The sequence below is a fragment of the Streptomyces sp. NEAU-YJ-81 genome (assembly GCF_017592595.1).
Classification (GTDB): domain Bacteria; phylum Actinomycetota; class Actinomycetes; order Streptomycetales; family Streptomycetaceae; genus Streptomyces; species Streptomyces hygroscopicus_B.
Window position 1 is genome coordinate 83,376 of the sequence record NZ_JAGFNO010000025.1, and the last position, 20,922, is coordinate 104,297.

Below are 20,922 nucleotides of genomic sequence, written 5' to 3' on the forward strand. Positions count from 1 at the left end.
CCAACACCTCAGGCCGCCGCCGCCCCACGCCGGCCGCGCGGAAGGAGACGCACCCCCATGACCCCGGCTCCCTCACCCGAGGTGCTCCAGGCGCCTTTGGTCGTCGAGTTTCCCTTCACCCGCTCCCTCGGACCGGTCCAGAGCGCCTTCCTCACCGGACTGCGCGAACGCACCGTGCTCGGCGTACGCACCACCGACGGCCGGGTGCTGATGCCGCCCGTCGAATACGACCCGGTCACCGCCGACGAGCTGTCCGACCTGGTCGAGGTCGCCCCCACCGGCACCGTCACCACCTGGGCCTGGAACCCCGCACCGCGCCGCGGCCAGCCCCTGGACACCCCCTTCGCCTGGGTGCTGGTGCGGCTGGACGGCGCGGACACCGCCCTCCTCCACGCCCTCGACGCACCCGGGCCCGACGCGGTGCGCACCGGCATGCGGGTGCGGATCCGCTGGGCCGGGGAGCGCGTGGGCGCCATCACCGACATCGCCTGCTTCGAGCCGTACGACGGCGCCGAGGGCGGCGAAGCCGTGCCGCACAGCGGGGAGTTCACCGACCCCGTCACCGGCATCGTGGTCCCCGCCCGCCTCGACTACACCTACGCACCCGGCCGCGCCCAGTCGCGCTATCTGAAGGCCCTCGCCGACCGCACCACCCGCGGGGAGCGCTGCCCGTCCTGCCGCAAGGTCTACGTCCCGCCCCGGGGTGCCTGCCCCACCTGCGGGGTCGCCACCGACGAGCAGGTGGAGGTCGGCCCGCGCGGCACGGTCACCACCTTCTGCATCGTGAACATCAAGGCCCGCAACCTCGATATCGAAGTGCCGTACGTCTACGCCCATATCGCCCTGGACGGCGCCGGTCTGGCCCTTCACGGGCGGGTTGGCGGCATCCCCTACGACCAGGTGCGCATGGGGCTGCGCGTGGAGCCCGTATGGAGCGAGGACAGCCGCTACCCCGACCACTACCGGCCCACCGGCGAACCCGACGCCGACTACGACACCTACAAGGAGCTGTTGTAGATGCGAGAGGTTGCCATCGTCGCCTTCGGCCAGAGCGACCACCGGCGCGACAGTGCGGAGGTCTCCGAGGTCGAGATGCTGATGCCCGTCCTCCATGAGGTGCTCGACGCCGTCGGACTCCGGGCGGGCGAGATCGACTTCACCTGCTCCGGCTCCTCCGACTATCTGGCGGGCCGGGCCTTCTCCTTCACCATGGCCCTCGACGGCGTCGGCGCCTGGCCGCCGATCTCCGAGTCCCATGTCGAGATGGACGGCGCCTGGGCGCTGTACGAGGCATGGACGAGGCTGCTGACGGGCGAGGCGGAGACCGCGCTCGTCTACTCCTACGGCAAGTCCTCGCCCGGCGATCTCCGGGAGGTCCTGACCCGCCAGCTCGACCCGTACTACGTGGCGCCCCTGTGGCCGGACTCGGTCTCCCTCGCCGCCCTCCAGGCCCGGGCGCTGCTCGACGCGGAGGACAGCGGCGCCGACGAGCGGGCGCTGGCCGCGGTCGCCGCGCGCAGCCGGACCGCGGCCGAGGACAACCCGCATGCGCAGGTGACCGGTTCACCGCCGCCCGAGGCCCTCCTGGACGACCCGTATCTGGTGCGGCCGCTGCGCCGCCACGACTGTCCGCCGGTCGGCGACGGCGCGGCCGCCGTCGTGCTCGCCGCCGGGGACACGGCGCGCCGGCTCTGCCGCCGCCCGGCCTGGATCCGCGGCATGGACCACCGGACGGAGGCGCACAGCCTCGGCGTACGGGACCTCACCCGCTCCCCGTCCACCCGGCTCGCCGCCGAGCGCGCGGGCGCCTTCGAGGCCCCCGCCGACCTGGCCGAGCTGCATGCGCCGTTCACCTCGCAGGAGCTGATCCTCCGCCGTGAGCTGGGGCTGGGGGAGGGCGTACGCGTCAATCCGTCCGGCGGGGCGCTGGCCGCCAACCCCATGATGGCCGCCGGGCTGATCCGCCTCGGCGAGGCCGCCGCCGCCATCCACCGCGGCGCCGCCGACCGGGCCCTCGCCCATGCCACCTCGGGCCCGTGTCTGCAGCAGAACTTGGTGGCGGTCCTGGAAGGGGATGTCCTGTGACCAAGGAGCCGGTGGCCGTCGTCGGAATCGGCCAGACCAAGCACACCGCCGCACGCCGGGACGTCTCCCTCGCCGGGCTGGTCCGGGAGGCCGCCGTACGGGCCCTGGAGGACGCCCAGCTGACCTGGGCGGACATCGACGCCGTCGTCATCGGCAAGGCGCCCGACTTCTTCGAGGGCGTCATGATGCCCGAGCTGTACCTCGCCGACGCGCTCGGCGCGGTCGGCAAGCCGATGCTGCGCGTGCACACCGCCGGCTCGGTCGGCGGCTCCACCGCGCTGGTGGCCTCGGGCCTGGTCGCCGCCCGTGTCCACCGGACCGTGCTCACCCTCGCCTTCGAGAAGCAGTCGGAGTCGAACGCCATGTGGGGGCTGTCCCTGCCCATCCCGTTCCAGCAGCCGCTGCTGGCCGGGGCGGGCGGCTTCTTCGCCCCGCACGTACGGGCGTACATGCGGCGCACCGGCGCGCCCTCCGGTATCGGCGCCCTCGTGGCCTACAAGGATCGCCGCAACGCCCTGCGCAACCCCTACGCGCACCTGCATGAGCGCGATCTGACGCTGGAGAAGGTGCGGTCGTCCCCGATGCTGTGGGACCCCATCCGCTACTCGGAGACCTGCCCCTCCTCGGACGGCGCCTGCGCCATGGTGCTCACCGACCGGGCCGGCGCGGACCGTGCCCCGTATCCGCCCGCCTGGATGCACGGCGGCGCCATGCGCAGCGAGCCGACGCTCTTCGCGGGGAAGGACTGCGTCTCGCCGAGGGCGGGCCGGGACTGCGCGGCCGACGTCTACCGCCAGGCCGGGATCACCGATCCGCGCCGGGAGATCGACGTGGTGGAGATGTATGTGCCCTTCAGCTGGTACGAACCCATGTGGCTGGAGAACCTGGGCTTCGCGGACGAGGGCGAGGGCTGGAAGCTCACCGAGTCGGGGGTGACCGAGATCGACGGCGAGCTCCCGGTCAACCCCTCGGGCGGGGTGCTGTCCACCAACCCCATCGGCGCGTCCGGCATGCTGCGGTTCGCCGAGGCCGCGCTCCAGGTGCGCGGACGGGCGGGCGAACACCAGGTCGACGGCGCCCGTAAGGCGCTCGGCCACGCCTATGGCGGGGGCTCGCAGTTCTTCTCGATGTGGGTGGTCGCGGACACGCCGCCCGCCGATTGAGTCTCCTCCTTAGTCCTTCTTTCGTGGCCTGTGCGGCACCGGTCACGATCGCTAGGGTGGGGCGCGGACGACGATCCGGGAGGATGAGCTGACGTGGCCGACACCACCACCACCGCACAGCCACTGGCAGGAAGCGCAGAGAAGCCCGATCTCGATCTCTCGGGCGCCCAGTGGCAGTCGAGTAGCCAGGGTGTGGGCGATGTGGAGATCGCCTTCGTCGAGGGCTTCATCGCGATGCGCCACGGCCGTCGTCCCGAGGGCCCGGCGCTGATCTTCACCCCGGCCGAGTGGCGTGCCTTCGTCCTGGGCGCGCGTGAGGGCGAGTTCGACCTCACCTGAACCGGGGCCGCCGATCAGGGGCGGGCGGGTCCGGCCGGACCCGCCCGCCCCTGGCATGTCGCCTCTCGGAAGAGCACGCCGTGGTCCCGGCCCCGCGGCGCCCGGCCCACGGCGGTGCGTGCGTTATCGGCCAGAATCAGGACGCGGAACGCCCTGGTGGATCCGCGCGTCGCCGGACACGGCACCGAGGTCTGTTTTCCCATGCGTTCACCGGAGGTTCACAGCCCATCACTTCCCGCGTGGAAATGTGAGGGTGACTCACGGTAACAGCGGCAGGTCGCAGTAGGTCTCCGTGGGCGGGAACAGAATCGTCCACCGCTCTATGCAGCCCCGGCCCCGGCGGGTAGTTTTCCCTCCCACTTCCCCGTTGCGCGGGGCGGCAAGTCGGCCGAAAACAGGGGGTGTCGTGCGCGAATTCAGTCTCCCTCACATGGTGGAACCGCTGCGCGCGGGCGGGCTCGCGGACTCGGTCTACGAACTGGCGGACCGCGAACCGGACAGGGTTCAGCTCGCCCGGCGGGATGCCACCGACCGCGGCCGGTGGACTCCGGTGACCGCCGGGGCCTTCAGGGACGAGGTCCTGGCGCTGGCGAAGGGCCTGCTGGCCGAGGGCGTGCGGTTCGGGGACCGGGTGGCCCTGATGGCGCGGACGCGGTACGAGTGGACGCTGTTCAGCTATGCCCTGTGGTCGGTCGGCGCCCAGGTGGTGACCGTCTACCCCACGTCCCCCGCGGAGCAGGTGCGCTGGATCCTGGCCCGGACGAGGGCCGTGGCCGTGGTGGTCGAGGGCGAGGACCACGCCATGACGGTCGGCGCCGTCTGCGACGCCCTTCCCGGACTGCGCTCCATCTGGCAGATGGACCAGGGGTGCGTGGCGGAGCTGTGGCGGCGGGGCGCCGATGTCCACGAGGAACTGGTCACCGAGCGGCGCTGGCTCGTGGAACCGCGCTGCACGGCGGTCATCTGCTACACCTCGGGCACCACCGGACAGCCCCTGGGGTGCATGATCACCCATGCCAATCTCGCCGCCGAATGCGACACCCTGTTCGCGGGCTGGAGCGGGCTGTTCGCCGAGCCCGGGGTGCAGCCCGCCATCCTCGCCTTCCTCCCACTGGCGCATATCTACGGACTGATGGTCCAAGTGCTCTGCGTGCGGGGCGGCATCCTCATGGGGCATGAACCCGAACTCACTCCGTCCGCCCTGCTGCCGTCCTTCCAGAGCTTCCGCCCGACCTGCGTCTTCGCGGTGCCCTACATCTTCGAGAAGATCCTGGGAGCCGCGCGGACCGCCGCCCAGGACGCGGGCCGGGGCGTGGTCTTCCAGAAGGCCATGGCCACGGCGGTGCGCTACGCCGCGGCCGTCGAGCAGCAGTCACAGGGCGGCGGGAAGGGACCGGGCCCGGGGCGCAGGGCCACGCACGCCGTCTTCGACCGGATGGTCTACGGGCGCCTGAGAGCCGTCCTCGGCGGCCGGGTGCGCTACGCGGTCACCGGTGGCTCACCGTTCAGCCGGGAGCTGGGGCTGACGTTCGCCGGCGCTGGGATCACCGTCTACAACGGCTACGGCCTCACCGAGACGACGGCGGCGATCACCGCGCAGCCGCCCGGCCGTCCCCGGCACGGCACGGTGGGCCGCCCGATGCCGGGCACGACGGTGCGCATCGCGCCGGACGGCGAGGTATGGGTGCGCGGCGGCACCGTCTTCGAGGGCTATCTGGACGATCCGAAGGCCACCGGGGCCGCGCTGCGCGACGGCTGGCTGCACACCGGAGACGTCGGATTCCTCGACGGCGAGGGCTATCTCACCATCACCGGCCGTAAGAAGGACATCATCATCACCAGCGGCGGTAAGAGCGTCTCCCCCCTGCCGCTGGAGGAGCGGCTGCGGGCGCATCCGCTGATCTCGCAGTGCGTCCTGGTTGGCGACAACCGCCCCTTCGTGGGGGCGCTGATCACCCTGGACGCCGAGATGCTGGCGCGCTGGCACCAGGTCGTCGGCGCGCGGCTTCCCGTCGGCCGGGAGCACGCGTCGGCGAACAAGGCGCTGCACGCGGAGATCCAGCAGGCGGTCTCCACGGCGAACCTCTCGGTGTCCAGGGCGGAGTCGATCAGGGCCTTCCGTATCCTCCCGAAGGAATTCACCGTGGAGGACGGGTTGTTGACGCCCTCGCTCAAATTGCGACGCGACGCGGTCTACAAGGTGTGCGCCGCGCAGATCGAGCAGTTCTACGCGAGCTGAGCGCCCCATACGAGGTGAGCGCCGCACGCGAACTGAGCGCCGCGCCACGCGAACTGAGCGCCCCACACGAGCTGAGAGCGCTCCGAACGCGTCGGCTTCCGCACCCCGGCTAACGGGAGCCCGAGCCGCTGCCCAGCGGTGGCAGCGGCGCGCCCCGCCCCGCGCGGATCAGCTCCTCCGCGCCCGTCAGCTGTGCCCAGGGCCGCTGCCGTCCCCCACTGACCGCCTCGGTGCCCCGCTCGTCGTAGCGTGCCGTACGCACCGACCAGCCCAGATTGCCGGTCATCACATGCCGCATGCCGTCCACATAGCGCCCCACGGCGTGGTGGGTGCCCGGGGCCGCCCCCGCCTCGGTGAGCAGCGCCGGCAGCCTGGCCGCGGTCTCCTCGAACCAGCGGTAGCGTGCGTTGGCCAGGTCGGCGATATGGCGTACCGCGTCCTCCAGTTCACCACCCGCGCGCTCCCACTGGACGATGACGCTGTTGTGGACGTCGCCGACGGCCAGTTCCTTGTCCAGGGAAGCGATGTCATTGGTGAAGACCACCACATCGTCCGTAGCCTCCCGCATCCGCGCCATCGGGAAGCCGCCGTGCAGCGCGGGCGGCAGGGTGTAGCCGCCGAACGGCTCGTTCAGGTCGAGACAGGGCTGTACGCCTATCGAGTGACGCCGCAGCGCCAGCACGGCCTCCACCGAGCGCGGTGCGTCCCCGCCGGCCCCGGGCAGGGCGCCGGTCCGCTCCAGGGCCTCGCGGTGGTAGGAGCGCAGGTACTCCAGCCAGTGGTGGCGGAAACGGTCCCGCCACACCTGCGGCCGACCGGAGTTGATCCGGCGCCACAGGTCGCGGAAGCTCTCCAGGAGCGGCCCCTCGCCGCCCTGTGCCCTGCCGTGCGCCGCGTCCTCCTCGGTGATCCGGATGACGTCCGCCACCAGCCGCGCCACGGCCTCCGGACGGGAGCCCAGCTCCCCGTCGAACTGATCGTCGAAGACGAAGTACCAGCCCACGAGGTCACTGCCCAGGTTCAGCTCGGCGCCGGTCGCCCGGGGGTAGAACAGCCCCGCCAGCACGTCGAAGCGGAGCGCGTCGTACTCCGCGACGGACTCATGGGCCTCGAAGACGCCGAACCGTGAAAGCCATTGGATGGTGTGGTGCCTGGCCGCGTCGGTGCCGGGACTGAGGTCCGCGGAGGCCGGAAAGTCGAACAGGGCCGCCCGTCGCAGCAGTGTCGTCTGCCGGGCCTGTGGTCGCGAAGCGTGCGCGTGCATGAGTCGTGTCCGCCCCCTTCGTTGGTCGGGCGGCCGAGGCCGCATATACCACAGGCTTACGCGGCGTCTGGCCAACCCGGTGAATCCGGTCATCCTCGCGTGCGGAACGTGGCATCGATAGAGGAGGCAGTGAATTGGCGTGTGCCACTGGCAATGCCCGGCGGAAATCCCCCCATTGAGGGGCTACGGAGCGTGCCATCCGCGCTACGCTCGGCGTCACCTGCCGGAGGGGAAGAACGTGGCGGAGGACATGAGCCAACAGGACCGGACGCGCCGGACACTGCTGGAGCGGGATCGGGAGCTGCGCGCGGTGGACGCCGCGCTGACCGAACTGTGCGGGACGGATCCCGCCGATCGGGCCGAGACCCGCGGCGGCGGAGTGATCGCCTTCGAGGGCCCCGGCGGCGTCGGTAAGACCGCGCTGCTCGGTGAGGCGCGCCGGAGGGCCGCCGCGCGCGGCTGCACAGTGCTCCGGGCCCGTGGCGGTGAGCATGAACAGGGCCGCGGCCTTCCATGTGGTGCGCCAGCTCTTCCAGCCGGTGCTCGCGGCGACCGGCGAGGACGAGCACCGCAGGATCCTCGGCGGCTGGTACGACATCGTCGCGCCCGCGGTCGGCCTGGTGGTCTCTGGCAACGGAGGCGCACCCGATCCGCAGGGCGTCCGCGACGGCCTCGACTGGCTGGTCACCCGCTTCGCCGTGGAACACGCCCCGGTCGTCATGATCCTCGACGATGTCCACTGGGCCGACCCCGAATCGCTGGACTGGCTGACCCGGTTCGCCTCGCGCACCGCGGACCTGCCCCTACTGCTCGCCGTCGGATACCGCCCGGAGGGCCTGACCGCCGACGTCGCCGTGATACGGACCCTTGTCGAGCGCCAGGGATCACGTCCCCATGTGCTGGCGCCGCTGACCCCGAGCGGAGTCGGCAGGATCGTCCGGGAGGTCCTCGGGGACCACGCCGACGAGGCGTTCTGCCGCGAGTGCTGGGCGATGACCGGCGGCAACCCCTGGGAGATCACCGAGCTCACCGCCAAGATCCGCGACCGCCGGCTGAAACCGCAGTCGGAGAACCTGCCCGCGCTGCGCGAACTGGTCTCCTCGGCCAAGGACAGCGGGCTCAACGACCGGCTGACCCGCCTCGGCACCGCCGCCGTCCGCCTCGCCTGGGCCGTCGCCGTCCTCGGTATCGAGGCCACCCCGGCGCTGACCGCCAATGTCGCCGGGCTCAGCGAGACCGAGGCCGTCGATGTGGTGGCGCGGCTCGTCGACGCGCGGATCCTGGCCCCGCCGCGCCCCGGAAACGGCACCCGGCCCCTCGAGTACCTCCACCCGCTCATCGCCACCGCCGTCTACCAGGCCATCCCCGGCGCCCTGCGGGTGGCCATGCACGGCCAGGCCGCCACCGTGGTGCTCGGCGCGGGCCTGGGCTCCGCGGCCGCCGGCCGGCATCTGGTGGAGATGCACCCCGAGGGCGACCCCTGGGTGGTGCACCATCTGCGGGCCGCCGCCCGGGAGTATCTGCGCGCCGGAGCCCCCGACGCCGGGCGCCGCTGTCTGGCCCGGGCGCTGCGCGAACCACCCGCCCTGGAGGAGCGCCCCGCCGTGCTGTACGAGCTGGGCTGCGCCGCCCAGCTCACCGAGCCCGACGTCACCGTCAACCATCTGCGGGCCGCGCTCGAAGAGCCCGCGCTCGGCCCCGACCTGCGCGAGGCGATCATCTACCGGCTCGCCCAGGCATACGGGCACAGCGGCCGTATGGAGGAGGCCGCCCAGGTCGTCGCCGCCGAGATCGGGCGGGCCACCAGCGCCCGCACCCGGCTGCGGATGCAGACCGAGCAGCTGATGTGGAACATGTTCCGCGCCGACGAGAAGGAGTCGCCCGCCCGCTCCCGGCGGCTCGCCCGGCTCGCGGACCACCTCACCGGCCGCGGCATGGCCGAGCGCTATCTGCTGGGGCTGCGCGCCTGGGACGCGATGACGCGCGGAGAGCCGGTCGCCACCGCACTGCACTACGCGGAGGAGGCCCTCGGCGACGGCCTCAGCTGGACCGATGACGACTGGGGCTTCGAGGTGCCGATCCTGGTCGCCCTGGTCTTCCTCCACTGCGACCAGCCCGGGCGCGCCGAGGAGCTGTTCAACAAGGGCATCGCCGAATGCGAGCGCAAGGGCTGGCGCGGCTCCCATCTGGCGTTCGGCTTCACTCTTCTCGGCTACGCCCGTCTGCGCCGCGGCGCGCTCGGCGAGGCGGAGGAGCTGGCCCGGGAGGGGATGCGGATCGCCGATCTGGTGGGCTCCTCGACACCCGCGCACTGGACCGCGGTCGGCACCCTCATCGGAACGCTGATCTGCCAGGGCCGGGTCCGCGAGGCGCAGGAGTTCGCGGCCGGGCACCGCGGCGAGACCCTTCCGCAGGCCACGCTCTGCCCCGACGTACCGGCGGTCCGCGGTGAGCTGCTGCTGGCCGCCAATCTCCACCGCGAGGCCCGGCACCAGCTCACCGAGGTCGGCCGCCGCATGGACGGGCGCGGGATGCGCAACCCCGCCTGGTGCCCCTGGCAGCTCCACCTCGCCCAGACCCTCGCGCTGACCGATCCCGCGCAGGCCGTCGAGGTCGCCGACGACGCGGTGCGCCGTGCCCGTCAGTTCGGCACCCACTCCGCGATCGGCAAGGCGCTGCACACCGCGGCCACCGTGACCCAGGGCCCTGACCGGATCAAGCTGCTGGCCGAGGCCGTCAGCCATCTGATGCGGTCACCGGCCGCCTACGACCTGGCCGTGGCGCTGGTCGACCACGGCGCCGCGCTGCGCCGCATCGGCCTGCCCCAGGAGGCCGGCGACCGGCTCTACCGCGGTCTGGAGGGAGCGGTGCGCTGTGGGGCGGACGCGCTCGCGGCCCGGGCCCGCGATGAGCTGTCCGCGGCCGGGCTGCGTCCGATGCAACTGCGGGTCGATCACACCAGCCCGCTGACCTCGCAGGAGCAGGCCGTCGCCGAGCGGGCCGCCGAGGGCTGGCCGGACGCCCGGATCGGCGAGGCGACGGGGCTGGAGGAGCGTGAGGTCGCCCGGCTGCTCTCCGATGTCTACCGTAAGGTCGGCACCGACCGGGCCGGGCTGGCGAAGCGGCTGATCACCCCCACCGTCGGCCTTCCCCAGCGCCCGGCGCCCGACCCCGGATGAGGGGTGCGGCCCGCCCGCTCCCCGGCACGGTAACCGGCACGCGGCCACGTACCATGTCCGCATGTCCTTCCTCCGCCGCCGCAGCGCCGCCACGCCCACCGGGCCGGACTTCGATGTCCTCGCCATGGACCCGGGAGACTGGCCCGGCGACCTCGGGGCGGGGCTGCTGCCCGCTCCGGACGGCACCTGCCAGGGCGTCTTCCTGCGCTACGACCTGTTCGGCGGCCGCGGCCCGGCGATGATCATCGGCAATCTGCCCGAGGGATCCCCGGCCCGGGAGGTGGCCGAGGGCCAGCCGCCGTTCGAGGTGACCCAACTGCTGGCGGCGCTCGGGAACGACGAGCCGGTCCATGTGGTGGACACCGAGGACAGCCCGGTCATGCATGAGGACAACCTCCTCATCGTCCGCCGGATCAAGCTCTCCGAGGGCCGGATCTCCTGCGCCCAGTTCGACCGCAGCGACGGTGTGCTCGTCACCATCGCCAGCTGGGACCGGCCGATCACCGACGATCTGTACCGGCTGCTCAAGCCGCTGCCCGCGGAGATGTTCCAGCAGGGCTGAGGAGTGCCGCCGAGGGGCCGTGAGACGCCCGTACGGCACACGGCCGACACGGTCGCTCACGGCCCCCGGATGGCCCGTCTACCACTCTCCCGGGGCGGACTGACGGCCCGCCAGGCTCACTTCCCCGAGCGCCGGACCGTCACATCGGCGGCCCGGACGAACGCCACCCGGTGCCCGAACTGGATCTGGTAGTACACGTCCTGGCCGCGCACCACCTTGTGACCGGCCGGATCGAAGGTGGTCGCCCACAGATACTCGCCCCGCGTCCTCAGCCCCAGCGGATAGGACTGCCCGGCGAGAAGCTTGTACGGCAGCGGCGAAACCGCCTGCACCGGCACACCCTCCGGATACGCCCCCTCCTCCGGATAGGCGCGGCCGTACACCGGAACCTCCTTCGCCCCGGCCTTGGGCGTCACGACAAGCCCCTTGGCGCTCACCGCCGTCGGCCGCCGCTTGGGGTCCTGGAACCAGGCCCGCTGGCCGAGGTACCAGATCGCCGTCCAGTCGCCCTCACGGCCCGCGACCGCGAACTGCTGCCCGGTGGTGGCGCGGGCGCCGGTGTCATTGACCCCGGTCGTCGAGTCGGAGCCGTCGGGCCGCAGCCCGATGTCCTTGACCAGCGGGGCATCCGCACGCGGCGCGGTGTGCAGCCGCACCGCGGCCGAGCCGTGCGGGGCACACGCCTGGCCCGCCGTCTCACAGCCGGTGTAGACGGGCCGGTTGGTGTCGTAGTCGGGGCGGATGGTGACCAGGCCGCCGGAGGAGCCCGCGGTGCGCCGGAAGGGCGCGCCGAGCAGGGTGAAGTAGTGCGCCCAGTCCCAGTAGGGGCCGGGGTCGGTGTGCATGCCCGCGATGGTGGCGGTGGTGGTGCCCGGCACATTGTCATGGCCCAGGATGTGCTGGCGGTCCAGCGGAATGTCGAACCGCTTGGCGAGATAGCGCACCAGCCGCGCCGAGGAGCGGTACATCGCCTCCGTGTACCAGGCGTCCGGAGCGGTCAGGAACCCCTCGTGCTCCAGGCCGATGGACTTGGCGTTGACGTACCAGTTGCCCGCGTGCCAGGCGACGTCCTTGAGCGGCACATGCTGGGCGATATGCCCGTCGGAGGAGCGCAGGGTGTACTGCCAGGACACATAGGTGGGGTCCTGGACCAGCTTGATGGTGGTGTCCCAGGAGCCCTCGGTGTCATGGATGATGATGTAGTCGATGGACTGCGAGGCGGGGCGGTCGCCCAGGTCGTGGTTGCCGTAGTCGCTGTCCCCGAACTCCTCGTAGGGCGCCGGGATCCACTCGCAGGACACATCCTTGGGGGCCTCGACATGCGGATCCCGGGCACGGGACGGCAGACCGAGCGTCCGTAGCTGCCGGGTGTCCGGCGCGAGAGCGGGCGCCGCGTCGAGGGAGACCCGCTCGCCGTCGGCGGTCGTCCGTGCGGCACCGCCGCGGATCACCTCGTACACCTCGTCGGCGAAGGCGGCCGCGGCCGTGGCGTCATCGGCGCCGGAGTAGGCCGCCACCGCCGCGTACCAGCCGGCGGGGTCCTTGCTCGGCGGCAGCCCCAGCCGCTTCTGTGTGGCGGCCAGCAGGGCCGCGCCACCGCGCACGTTGGCGCTCTCATCGCCGCGCAGCGCCTCCGCGGACAGCCCGGTGAGCTCCGCGGCCCGGCCGAGGGTGCGCAGCCGGGCGGGGAGCTGCCGGGGCTCGGGAACGGTGGCCTTGGGAACCCTCAGCGGCCGGGCGAGATCGCCGCGCGCGTCCTCGGTGCCCTGGCTGTGGTGCGGGGCGGTGAGCAGGGCGGTGTGGGCGTCGGTGAGATGCATGGGCCCATAGCCACCGGTGACGCTGGGCGCGCCGCGGTGGCCGTCCCAGCGTGACTGGAGATACGAGACGCCCAGGAGCACGCCGAGCGGAACGCCGTACTCGGCGGCCGCGGCCGCGAAGGCGCGCTGCAGGGCGCCGCCGTCGGCAGGAGGACCGTCGGCCCGCGGCTGGTCGGCATGGGCGGCGGGTGTCGCCGAGACCAGCGGGAGCAGAAGGGCGGCGGACGCCGCGGCTCCCGCGGTCCGCAGTGTGGTTCTCCGGGTGGGGCCGGACGGGGTTCTGTTCGCGTCGTGGGCGCTGTCCTGTGCGGATTCTGGCATTGCAGCCTCCTCAAGCGGGCCGGGCCGAGCCACTTAGAGATATGCGCTGCCAGGCGTGACGTCAATCGCCGTCACCCAGACGCGTGTTCGCATGTCAGCCCGACTGCGGCGCGTCACCGGTCCAGACCGGTGACGCGCCCCTGCCGCCATCCGCCTCCGCTCAGCGGGTGCCGACCGCCGCCCGCACCGCGCGCCGAGCCAGCGCGCAGTCGTCATGCAGCCGGCGCAGCAGCAGCCGCTGCTCCTCACCGGCCGGGACCGCGCCCGGCACCACGGGGGCGGGATCGTGCATGGTGCGCTGCACCGCGGTCTCGTACTGGCGGATCTCCCGCGTCAGCACCAGCATCAGATTCACCAGGAAGGAGTCCCGCGCGGCCGGACCCGAGGCCTGCGCCAGCTGGCTGATCTGGCGCCGGGTGACGGGCGCGTCGCCCAGCACCGTCCACAGCGTGGCCAGGTCATAGCCGGGCAGATACCAGCCCGCGTGGTCCCAGTCGAGGAGCGCCGGGCCCGCGGGGGACAGCAGGACATTGTTCAACAGGGCGTCGCCGTGGCAGAACTGCGCCGGGGTCTGCCGCCCCCAGGCGTGCGAGACGCCGCGCAGCAGCTTCTGCAGATCGCCCATGTCCCGGTCGGTGAGCAGCCCGAGCTCGTGATAGCGGGTCAGCCGGGCGGCGTAGTCGATGGGGGCGTCGAACAGACCGGCGGGCGGCCGCCACTGGTTGACCCTGCGGATCGCGCCCAGCACCGCCCCCAGATCGGCGCGCGGCGGGGGCTCGGTGGGGTGGCGCTGCGCGGCCGCGATCCGCCCGGGCATCCGCTCGATGATCAGCGCGCAGTTGTCCGGGTCGGCGGCGATCAGCCGGGGCACCCGCACCGGCGGACGCTGGCGGACGAACGTGCGGTACATCGCTATTTCCCGGCGGAACCGCTCGGCCCACGCGGGGGAGTGGTCCAGCAGGCACTTGGCCACCGCGGTGCTGCGCCCGGTCGCCCCGATCAGGAGCACGGACCGTCCGCTGCGCCGAAGCACCTGCACCGGGTTGAACTCCGGACAGATGCGATGGACCGAGGTGATCGCGGTGCGCAGCTGCGCACCCTGTGGACCGGACAAGTCGAGTCTCCCGCGAGGCGGCACAGTGCCGGGGGCGGCGGCCCGCCGGGCCCGGCCGCCGTGGGCGGGATCGAGGTACGGCCCAGAGCCGGGCAGCTGCCGCCGGTACGGCCGGGGCGGGGCGGACACGGAGGACGACGCTGCGTACATGGGCGATACAGATCCCTTCGTGTGCCGACGAGTTGCGTACGCACCCGGCCCCGAGGCGGGGCCGCACCCTGGGGAATGCGGTCGGTTCAGCTCGATCCGCCACGGGGCCGGGTAACGCACTCCTACATCACACCCCTGTGCGGGTGGCACACCATGTGGCGGACCCTGGCGAACCCTGGCGAATAGTCGCACGGCTCGTGACGGGACCGTTACTGTCAAGTCAGCCGAGGAACCTGGGGGCTTGACGTGACGAGGGAACCCAACACCCGTCTTGCGGACCTGTTCGGCCTCGCCGGATGGTCCAAGGGGGAGCTCGCGAGGCTCGTGAACCGGAAGGCGGCGGCCATGGGCCATCCGCAGCTGGCGACCGACACCTCGCGGGTGCGGCGTTGGATCGACACCGGCGAGACGCCGCGCGATCCCGTGCCCAAGGTGCTGGCGGCCCTGTTCACCGAGCGTCTCGGTCGAGTCGTGACCACTGAGGACCTCGGGTTCGGACGAGGGGGGCGCTCGGGAAAGGGGCAGCCCGCCGACGGGTTGCTCTGGCCGCCCGAGTCCACGGCCGCGGTCCTCACCGAATTCACGGGAATGGACCTTATGTTCAACCGACGCGGCTTGGTGGGTGCGGGCGCCGCGCTCGCCGCAGGATCCGCCATCACCGGTGCCATGAGCGAGTTTCTGCTCTCCGACCCCACCCTCGCCACCGACGCGCCCCGTACCGACAATCCCCTGTCCCTCGACCCCGTGGGCTTCGACCGCTATGAGGCCGCCCCCGTGGGCTCCCAGGAGATCGATGCCCTGGAGACCTCGGTCGAGGTCTTCCGCGCCTGGGACGCCGCCCGCGGCGGCGGGCTCCAGCGCAAGGCCGTGGTCGGCCAGCTCAACGAGGTGGGCGGCATGCTCGCCTATCGCCACCCCGAGCATCTGCAGCGCAGGCTGTGGGGGGTGGCGGCCAATCTGGCGGTGCTCGCCGGCTGGATGTCCCATGACGTCGGCCTGGAGCCCACCGCCCAGAAGTACTTCGTCATCGCCGCCCACGCGGCCCGCGAGGGCGGCGACCGCCCCCGGGCGAGCGAGGCGCTCTCCCGGGCCGCCCGGCAGATGGTCCACCTGGGCCGCCCGGACGACGCCCTGGATCTGATGAAGCTGGCCAAGACCGGTGCGGGCGAGGCGGCGCTGCCGTGCACCCGGGCCATGTTCTGCACCATCGAGGCATGGGCGCAGGCGTCCAAGGGCCACGGCCAGGCGGTGCGCCGCGCCCTGGGCGAGGCGGAGGAGCTGTTCATCTCGGCCCGGGACGACGGACCGGCGCCGAGCTGGATGCAGCTCTTCAACGAGGCGGATCTGTACGGGATGCAGGGGCTGGTCTACCGCACCCTCGCCGAGCACGAGCCGGGGGCGGCGGGCATCGCCGAGAGCCATGCCAAGAAGGCGCTGCGGATGCGGGAGGGCGGGCGCCAGCGGTCCCAGATCTTCGACTACATCTCCATCGCCTCGGCCTGTTTCATCGGCGACGATCCCGAGCAGGCCGACCGCTATGCCCGGCTGGCCCTGCTGACGATCGAGCAGAACTCCTCGCATCGCACCTGGGACCGGCTGCGCGAGATGTACCGGCTCACCGGGCGGTACAGCACGACACCGGCCATCCGGGAGCTGCGTGAGGAGATCCAGCAGGTGATGCCGAAGAGTGGCACGGGGAAGGGTGGCGCGGGGCTGAAAGGGTCCGGCTCCATCGCCAGGAGCGCGGCCGTCTAGCGGCCGGGCCACGCCTCATAACGGGCCACGCCTCATAAGGGGCCTGACGAGGGGGCAACGCCTTACGACGAGTCAACCCCTACGAATCAAGCCACCCGTACGGGAAGCCAACGCCTTACGAGGGTCGATCACCGCGCCACGCCGACGCGGGAAGCCGCGTCATGCGCGGGCACCGGTGACCCTGGCGATCAGCACACAGGCGTCGTTCTCGCGCGGCTCGTCGCCGAACGTCTCGGCCACGGTCCGTACGCACTCCTGGGCGCCATGGGCGGCGGTCAGCCGTGGCGCGAGCGCGAGCAGCCGCTCGGTGGCGCCCTCGGCGTCCCGGGCGAGCCGTCCGGTGTGCAGCACCAGCAGATCGCCCGGCTCCAGCCGCTCCTCGGACTGGGTATACGCGGCGCCCGTCGTGGCGCCGAGCAGCACGCCGTCGGGAGAGCGCAGCGGGCGCCCCGTCCCGTCGCGGAAGAGCAGCGGGGCGGGGTGTCCGGCCTGCGCCCACACCAGGGTGCGGGTGCGCGGGTCGTACTGCCCGCAGGCGGCGCCGACCAGCGCGGGCTGGGAGGAGACGGCGAGCAGCTGGTTGAGCCGCCCCATCAGCGGGCCCGGCTCGATCCCGGCCACCGCCATGCCGCGCACCGCGCCCAGCAGCATGGCCATACCGCAGGTCGCGGTCACGCCATGGCCGGTGAGGCCGCCGACGCTCAGCAGGGTCCGTCCGTCCGGCAGTTCGAGCGCGTCGTACCAGTCGCCGCCGATCTGGGCGCTGGACTCGGAGGGGAGGTAGTGGGCGGCGAGGTCGAGGGCGGCGCCGTCGGCCGCCGGGCCGGCGCCCGGAAAGCCGTCACGGGCCGGAAGCCGGAGGGAGCCGCGCCATGGCGGCAGCACGGCCTCCTGCACCTCCACCGCCAGCCGGCGCTCGGTCCGCGCGATCCGCCGCTGGTGGCTGAGGGTGTCCCGGCTTTCGCGCACCGCCCGTTCGCTGCGGCGCAGCTCGCTCACGTCCCGGAGCACGGCCCACATGGAGGCGGTGCTGCCGTCGGTGTCGAGCACCGGCTCGCCCGCCATATGGATGGTGCGCACCACCTCGTCCGCGCGCACCACGCGGAACTCGCCGTCGATCGGCTTTCCGTCCACCAGGCAGTCCGTGACCATCGCGGTCAGGATCGGCTGGTCCTCGGAGAAGACCCAGGAGGGCAGCTCGTCGAGGGTGAGCCCGCCGTCCCCGGGGTCGCGGCCGAAGATCCGGCACAGCTCGTCGGACCAGGTCACCTCGTCGGAGAGGAGGTTCCATTCGGCGCTGCCGACCCGGCTCAGCAGCGAACCGCGGCCGGTGGCATCGCTCCCGGCCGGGGCCTCGGCCGTCACCCCCGCGTCGGCTTCCGTCCCCCCGTCCGTCCCCGTCGCGTCGGCTTTGGCTCCCTCGTCCGTTCTGGGGGGATCGGCGAGCAGTCCCTCGCGCAGCTCGCCCAGATGCCGGTCCAGATCGTCCAGCTGGTGGACGGCGAGCTCGCACAGCGCGCGCTGCCAGCGCACCTGCGCGTCGTCCGTACCGCCCAGGTCCGCGACGGTGTCGCGGCGGACGGCGTCGAGCCCGCCGCGGAGCCGCTGGGTCTGCGAGATGAGGGCGTCGACCGTGTCACGCTGGGGAGGCGGAACGGCGGGATGGTCCGCGGAGCGGGGGGACGGCATGACGTTCTCCGATACGGGCGCGGCGCGGCCGGGTCTTGAGGGGAGGGACCGGTAACGACTCTTGCACAGGCTGCGACATCCCGTAAGCGGTTTGGCAATACCCGATCCGGTGGTGCTTGCGGCATATGCCGATGGCCTTCCGGGGGCATATCGGGCGGGAATCGGCGGAGGGCGCGATTCCGGGTAGGCTGCGGCGCTTGGGAGTCCCTCAGTCCCACGCCGTTCATCAGGCATACGGCGCCAGGACATCGGCAAGAATGCCGATCGACGGAAATCCCGTTGCCAGCGAACCTCCCGCACCGGATGCTGACCTCATGTTCGATCCAGACATAGCGCCCAGCGGCACCCTGCTCGGCCTCCTTCAGCGAGGCCGCGGCGACGGGACCCTGCATGCCCTCGCCGCGCCGCGGGCCGAGGCGCTCGCGGCACTGCACCACTGTGTGCTGCGCGACCCCCGCCGTGACTGGCAGGTCGAGAACCGCTCGCTCTATTACGCCAGGCTCTGCCTGGATCTCGACGCCGAGCTCGACGAAATCGAACAGCATCTGTTCCACCCCGACGACCTGGTCAACGACGACGAGGCGCGCACCGGGCTCGCCCTCTCCGTCCTCGGCCACCTCGCCGCCTACGGCAGGGCCGACGCCCTGCGGCTGCTGCGACGCTACACCGCGGCGGGCAGCAACTGGCAATGGGCCCTCGACGAGCTGGCCCTGCGCGACGACGACCCCGGGCTGCGCGGCCTGGCCCCCGCGGTCCTCGCCCGCTTCCCCGAGACCTCCGAGGGCGACGCCGAGCTGGCCACCGTCGTACGCGGCGCCTACGAACCCCGGCCCTGGCGGCTGTGGGCCGGCGATCCGCAGCACGGGCCGCGGGTGCGCGCGGCGGCGGAGCAGGGCGCCTTCGACCGGTGGCAGCGCCAAATGCGGCCCTCGGGACCGCGCCCCGGATGGAGCGTCCACGACATCCTGCTGTGGGCCCAGCGGGAGCACGATCTGAAGCCGGACGCCCGCCGCCCCGACGCGGCGGCCCGCTGTCTGGCCGCCGTCGCCGGTCCCGAGGACCGGCCCGAACTCCTCGCCGCCGCCGCGTCGGCCCCCGACGCCGCCCGCGCCGCCGCGCTGCGGCATCTCGCGGAGATCGGCGACCCCGAGGTGCTCGACCTGATCGAGGCGGCCGTGACCGAGTCGGACGCCTCGGAGCTGGTCTCCCAGGCGGGCCTCTCCGCCTTCGAACGCATGCGCAGCATCTCCGCCCTCGACCGGGCCCGCGTCTGGGCCCACCGCCCCGATGCCCTCGGTGACGCGGCGGCCGCGATGCTCTCCTGCCGCGGCGGTCAGTACGACACCCCACTCGTGCTCGCCGCCCTCCGCCGCACGGTCCGGGCCGAGGGCCCGGACGCCCAGATCCTGTGGACGCTCGTCGACGGCGCCGGACGCCTGACGATCTCCTGCGCCGCGCCCGTACTGCGCCATGTCTACCGCGAGACGGCCTCCTCCCACCTGCGTGGCCGCGCCGCCCGCGCGCTGGCCGCCACCGATCCGTCCTTCGCGGCGGGCTTCGCCGTCGAATGCCTCTGGGACTGCGAGGAGAGCACCCGCGAACTCGCCGCCCGGCACGCCGCCACCGCCGACACCCGCGTCGTCGAACAACTCCGCCGGCTGGCCGCCGACCCGGCGGAGGAGGCCGAGGTCCAGACAGCGGTCCGCAGCCGCATCGGGCCCGAAACCCCGGACTTCTGATCCCGCCGGCCGCCCCGGAGCACGATCTCGCGCCGGGGCGCGCAACCTCGGAGGCGGTAGACGCGTCTTCCCCGGCAGGGTGAAGGGGTCGTCACCCTCCGTACCTCCGCGCCACCCGAACAGGGTGTTCACCCGGGCGACAGTTTCACGCCGAGTGACCGGTCGGTCATTGAGGCGGGTTCATGCGGGTTTGATGTGATCTCGCCGGGGTGCTGAGCAGGGCCCTGGGAGCGCGAAGGCCAACGCTCATGGGACGTTCTACGGCGCGAAACGTGCACGATGCCGGAGCCACCCTTCGTACGCCGACAACACCGGTATGCGTGTCGCCATCGTGACTGAATCCTTCCCACCCGACATCAACGGCGTCGCTCACTGCACGCTGCAGACGGCCGACCATCTCCACCGCCGTGGTCATCACCCCTTGGTCATCGCACCGGCGGGTCCCCCCGGAGGCCCACCGCCCGCCGCGGCCGGCGGGCCACCCGAGAGCCAAGGGGAGCTCGACCGGTCGCATCCGTACCCCGTCGTCCGTATCCCCTCCCTGCCCCTGCCCGGCTATCCGCAGGTCCGGGTCGCGCTGCCCAGCCGTAAGCTCGCCGCCGCCATCACCTCCCACCACAGCGACGTCGTCCACCTCGCCAGCCCCTTCGTGCTGGGCGCGCGCGGCATGACGGCCGCGCTCCGGCTGCGGATACCGGCGCTGGCCGTTTACCAGACCGACCTCGGCTCCTACGCCCGCACCTACCTCGGCGCGGGCGAGAACGCGGCCTGGCGGCGCATCCGCGCCGTGCACACCGCCGCCGACCGCACCCTGGCTCCTTCCACCGCCTCCGCCCGCGACCTCGAGGAGCACGGGGTGCCGCGGATCAGGCTGTGGCCGCGCGGGGTCGACACCGAGCGCTTCCACCCCTCGCGCCGCGACCCGGAGCTGCGCCACTCCCTCGCCCCCGGCGGTGAGCTGATCGTCGGATACATCGGCCGCCTCGCCCCGGAGAAGAACGTCGAGCTGCTCGCGCCGCTGAGCCGGCTTCCCGGCGTCCAGGTGGTCGTGGTCGGGGACGGGCCGAGCGAGCCCGCGTTGCGGGCGGCCATGCCGAGGGCCCGCTTCCTCGGCCGCCGCACCGGCAACGACCTGGCCCGCGTCTTCGCGTCGCTGGACGTCTTCGCCCACACAGGGCCCCAGGAGACCTTCTGCCAGACCGTGCAGGAGGCCCAGGCCAGCGGCGTCCCGGTGGTCGCACCCGCGGCGGGCGGCCCGCTCGACCTCATCGACCACAGGCGTACGGGGCTGCTGGTGCCGCCCGGGGACGCGACCGAGGTGACCGACGCCGTATCGCTGCTCTCGGCCGACGCGAAGCTGCGCGCGGCACTGGGGCACGCCGGCCGGGAGGCGGTCGAGGGCCGCACCTGGGAGGCGATCGGCGACCAGCTGATCGACCACTACACCGAGGTGCTGGCGGCCCGTACGGCGGTCGCGGCATGAGCGCCGCACGCGCGGCCGCC

The 20,922-nt window shown here is 72.8% G+C and carries 14 protein-coding genes; 10 read left to right on the plus strand and 4 right to left on the minus strand.

The genetic code is table 11. The features are described 5' to 3' along the window. The first annotated feature begins 57 nt into the window (after positions 1–57). From J5X86_RS37205 to J5X86_RS37225, 5 genes are all read left to right on the plus strand, one after another. Positions 58–1,017 carry a Zn-ribbon domain-containing OB-fold protein gene (locus tag J5X86_RS37205; RefSeq protein ID WP_208521081.1) on the plus strand — a complete coding sequence of 320 codons (960 nt, stop codon included), beginning with the start codon at positions 58–60 and terminating at the stop codon, positions 1,015–1,017. After that, positions 1,018–2,085 carry a thiolase domain-containing protein gene (locus tag J5X86_RS37210; RefSeq protein ID WP_208521082.1) on the plus strand — a complete coding sequence of 356 codons (1,068 nt, stop codon included), beginning with the start codon at positions 1,018–1,020 and terminating at the stop codon, positions 2,083–2,085. Then, complete coding sequence (locus tag J5X86_RS37215) at positions 2,082–3,248, plus strand: thiolase domain-containing protein (protein WP_208521083.1); 1,167 nt, start codon at positions 2,082–2,084, stop codon at positions 3,246–3,248. The genes J5X86_RS37210 and J5X86_RS37215 overlap by 4 nt, the downstream gene beginning before the upstream one ends. A gap of 93 nt (positions 3,249–3,341) precedes the next feature. Next, on the plus strand, positions 3,342–3,587 hold the full coding sequence (locus tag J5X86_RS37220; protein ID WP_208521084.1) for a DUF397 domain-containing protein: 246 nt from the start codon (positions 3,342–3,344) through the stop codon (positions 3,585–3,587). A gap of 406 nt (positions 3,588–3,993) precedes the next feature. Beyond that, complete coding sequence (locus tag J5X86_RS37225; protein WP_208521085.1) at positions 3,994–5,826, plus strand: long-chain fatty acid--CoA ligase; 1,833 nt, start codon at positions 3,994–3,996, stop codon at positions 5,824–5,826. Between the two features lie 109 nt (positions 5,827–5,935). Here J5X86_RS37225 and J5X86_RS37230 read toward each other — a convergent pair whose 3' ends face one another. Then, positions 5,936–7,090 (minus strand): isoafricanol synthase, encoded by a 1,155-nt coding sequence (locus tag J5X86_RS37230; RefSeq protein WP_208521086.1) that lies wholly within the window; start codon positions 7,088–7,090, stop codon positions 5,936–5,938. Positions 7,091–7,581: 491 nt separating this feature from the next. Here J5X86_RS37230 and J5X86_RS37235 point away from each other — a divergent pair, with 491 nt between their 5' ends. After that, a complete protein-coding gene (locus J5X86_RS37235) occupies positions 7,582–10,269 on the plus strand; it encodes an ATP-binding protein (protein WP_308124833.1) in 2,688 nt (895 codons plus the stop codon). A 61-nt stretch (positions 10,270–10,330) separates the two neighbouring features. After that, positions 10,331–10,831: a hypothetical protein gene (locus J5X86_RS37240; RefSeq protein WP_208521087.1), complete on the plus strand. Its 501-nt coding sequence runs from the start codon at positions 10,331–10,333 to the stop codon at positions 10,829–10,831. Positions 10,832–10,947: 116 nt separating this feature from the next. On the opposite strand, the gene J5X86_RS37245 is transcribed toward J5X86_RS37240, so the two are convergent. Further along, the gene (locus J5X86_RS37245; protein WP_208521088.1) at positions 10,948–12,972 is read right to left on the minus strand and encodes an N-acetylmuramoyl-L-alanine amidase; all 2,025 of its coding nucleotides are present in this window, start codon (positions 12,970–12,972) and stop codon (positions 10,948–10,950) included. A gap of 160 nt (positions 12,973–13,132) precedes the next feature. Then, entirely contained in the window at positions 13,133–14,236 is a 1,104-nt protein-coding gene (locus J5X86_RS37250; protein ID WP_208521089.1) for an aminoglycoside phosphotransferase family protein, read from the minus strand. Positions 14,237–14,482: 246 nt separating this feature from the next. Here J5X86_RS37250 and J5X86_RS37255 point away from each other — a divergent pair, with 246 nt between their 5' ends. Beyond that, complete coding sequence (locus J5X86_RS37255) at positions 14,483–15,991, plus strand: hypothetical protein (RefSeq protein WP_208521090.1); 1,509 nt, start codon at positions 14,483–14,485, stop codon at positions 15,989–15,991. A 159-nt stretch (positions 15,992–16,150) separates the two neighbouring features. Here the strand turns inward: J5X86_RS37255 and J5X86_RS37260 are convergent, their stop codons facing one another. Then, positions 16,151–17,680: a PP2C family protein-serine/threonine phosphatase gene (locus tag J5X86_RS37260; protein WP_208521091.1), complete on the minus strand. Its 1,530-nt coding sequence runs from the start codon at positions 17,678–17,680 to the stop codon at positions 16,151–16,153. 314 nt (positions 17,681–17,994) lie between these two features. Here J5X86_RS37260 and J5X86_RS37265 point away from each other — a divergent pair, with 314 nt between their 5' ends. Together J5X86_RS37265 and J5X86_RS37270 are read left to right on the plus strand one after the other, a co-directional pair. After that, a complete protein-coding gene (locus J5X86_RS37265) occupies positions 17,995–19,419 on the plus strand; it encodes a HEAT repeat domain-containing protein (RefSeq protein ID WP_208521092.1) in 1,425 nt (474 codons plus the stop codon). A 316-nt stretch (positions 19,420–19,735) separates the two neighbouring features. Continuing rightward, complete coding sequence (locus J5X86_RS37270; protein ID WP_208521093.1) at positions 19,736–20,902, plus strand: glycosyltransferase family 1 protein; 1,167 nt, start codon at positions 19,736–19,738, stop codon at positions 20,900–20,902. Positions 20,903–20,922 lie beyond the last annotated feature (20 nt).

Coding starts and splice junctions, on each gene's coding strand:
- J5X86_RS37235 (WP_308124833.1), top strand. CDS start 7,582: ATGAACAGGGCCGCGGCCTTCCATGTGGTGCGCCAGCTCTTCCAGCCG.
- J5X86_RS37250 (WP_208521089.1), bottom strand. CDS start 14,236: ATGTACGCAGCGTCGTCCTCCGTGTCCGCCCCGCCCCGGCCGTACCGG.
- J5X86_RS37270 (WP_208521093.1), top strand. CDS start 19,736: ATGCGTGTCGCCATCGTGACTGAATCCTTCCCACCCGACATCAACGGC.
- J5X86_RS37205 (WP_208521081.1), top strand. CDS start 58: ATGACCCCGGCTCCCTCACCCGAGGTGCTCCAGGCGCCTTTGGTCGTC.
- J5X86_RS37210 (WP_208521082.1), top strand. CDS start 1,018: ATGCGAGAGGTTGCCATCGTCGCCTTCGGCCAGAGCGACCACCGGCGC.
- J5X86_RS37240 (WP_208521087.1), top strand. CDS start 10,331: ATGTCCTTCCTCCGCCGCCGCAGCGCCGCCACGCCCACCGGGCCGGAC.
- J5X86_RS37230 (WP_208521086.1), bottom strand. CDS start 7,090: ATGCACGCGCACGCTTCGCGACCACAGGCCCGGCAGACGACACTGCTG.
- J5X86_RS37265 (WP_208521092.1), top strand. CDS start 17,995: ATGTTCGATCCAGACATAGCGCCCAGCGGCACCCTGCTCGGCCTCCTT.
- J5X86_RS37260 (WP_208521091.1), bottom strand. CDS start 17,680: ATGCCGTCCCCCCGCTCCGCGGACCATCCCGCCGTTCCGCCTCCCCAG.
- J5X86_RS37245 (WP_208521088.1), bottom strand. CDS start 12,972: ATGCCAGAATCCGCACAGGACAGCGCCCACGACGCGAACAGAACCCCG.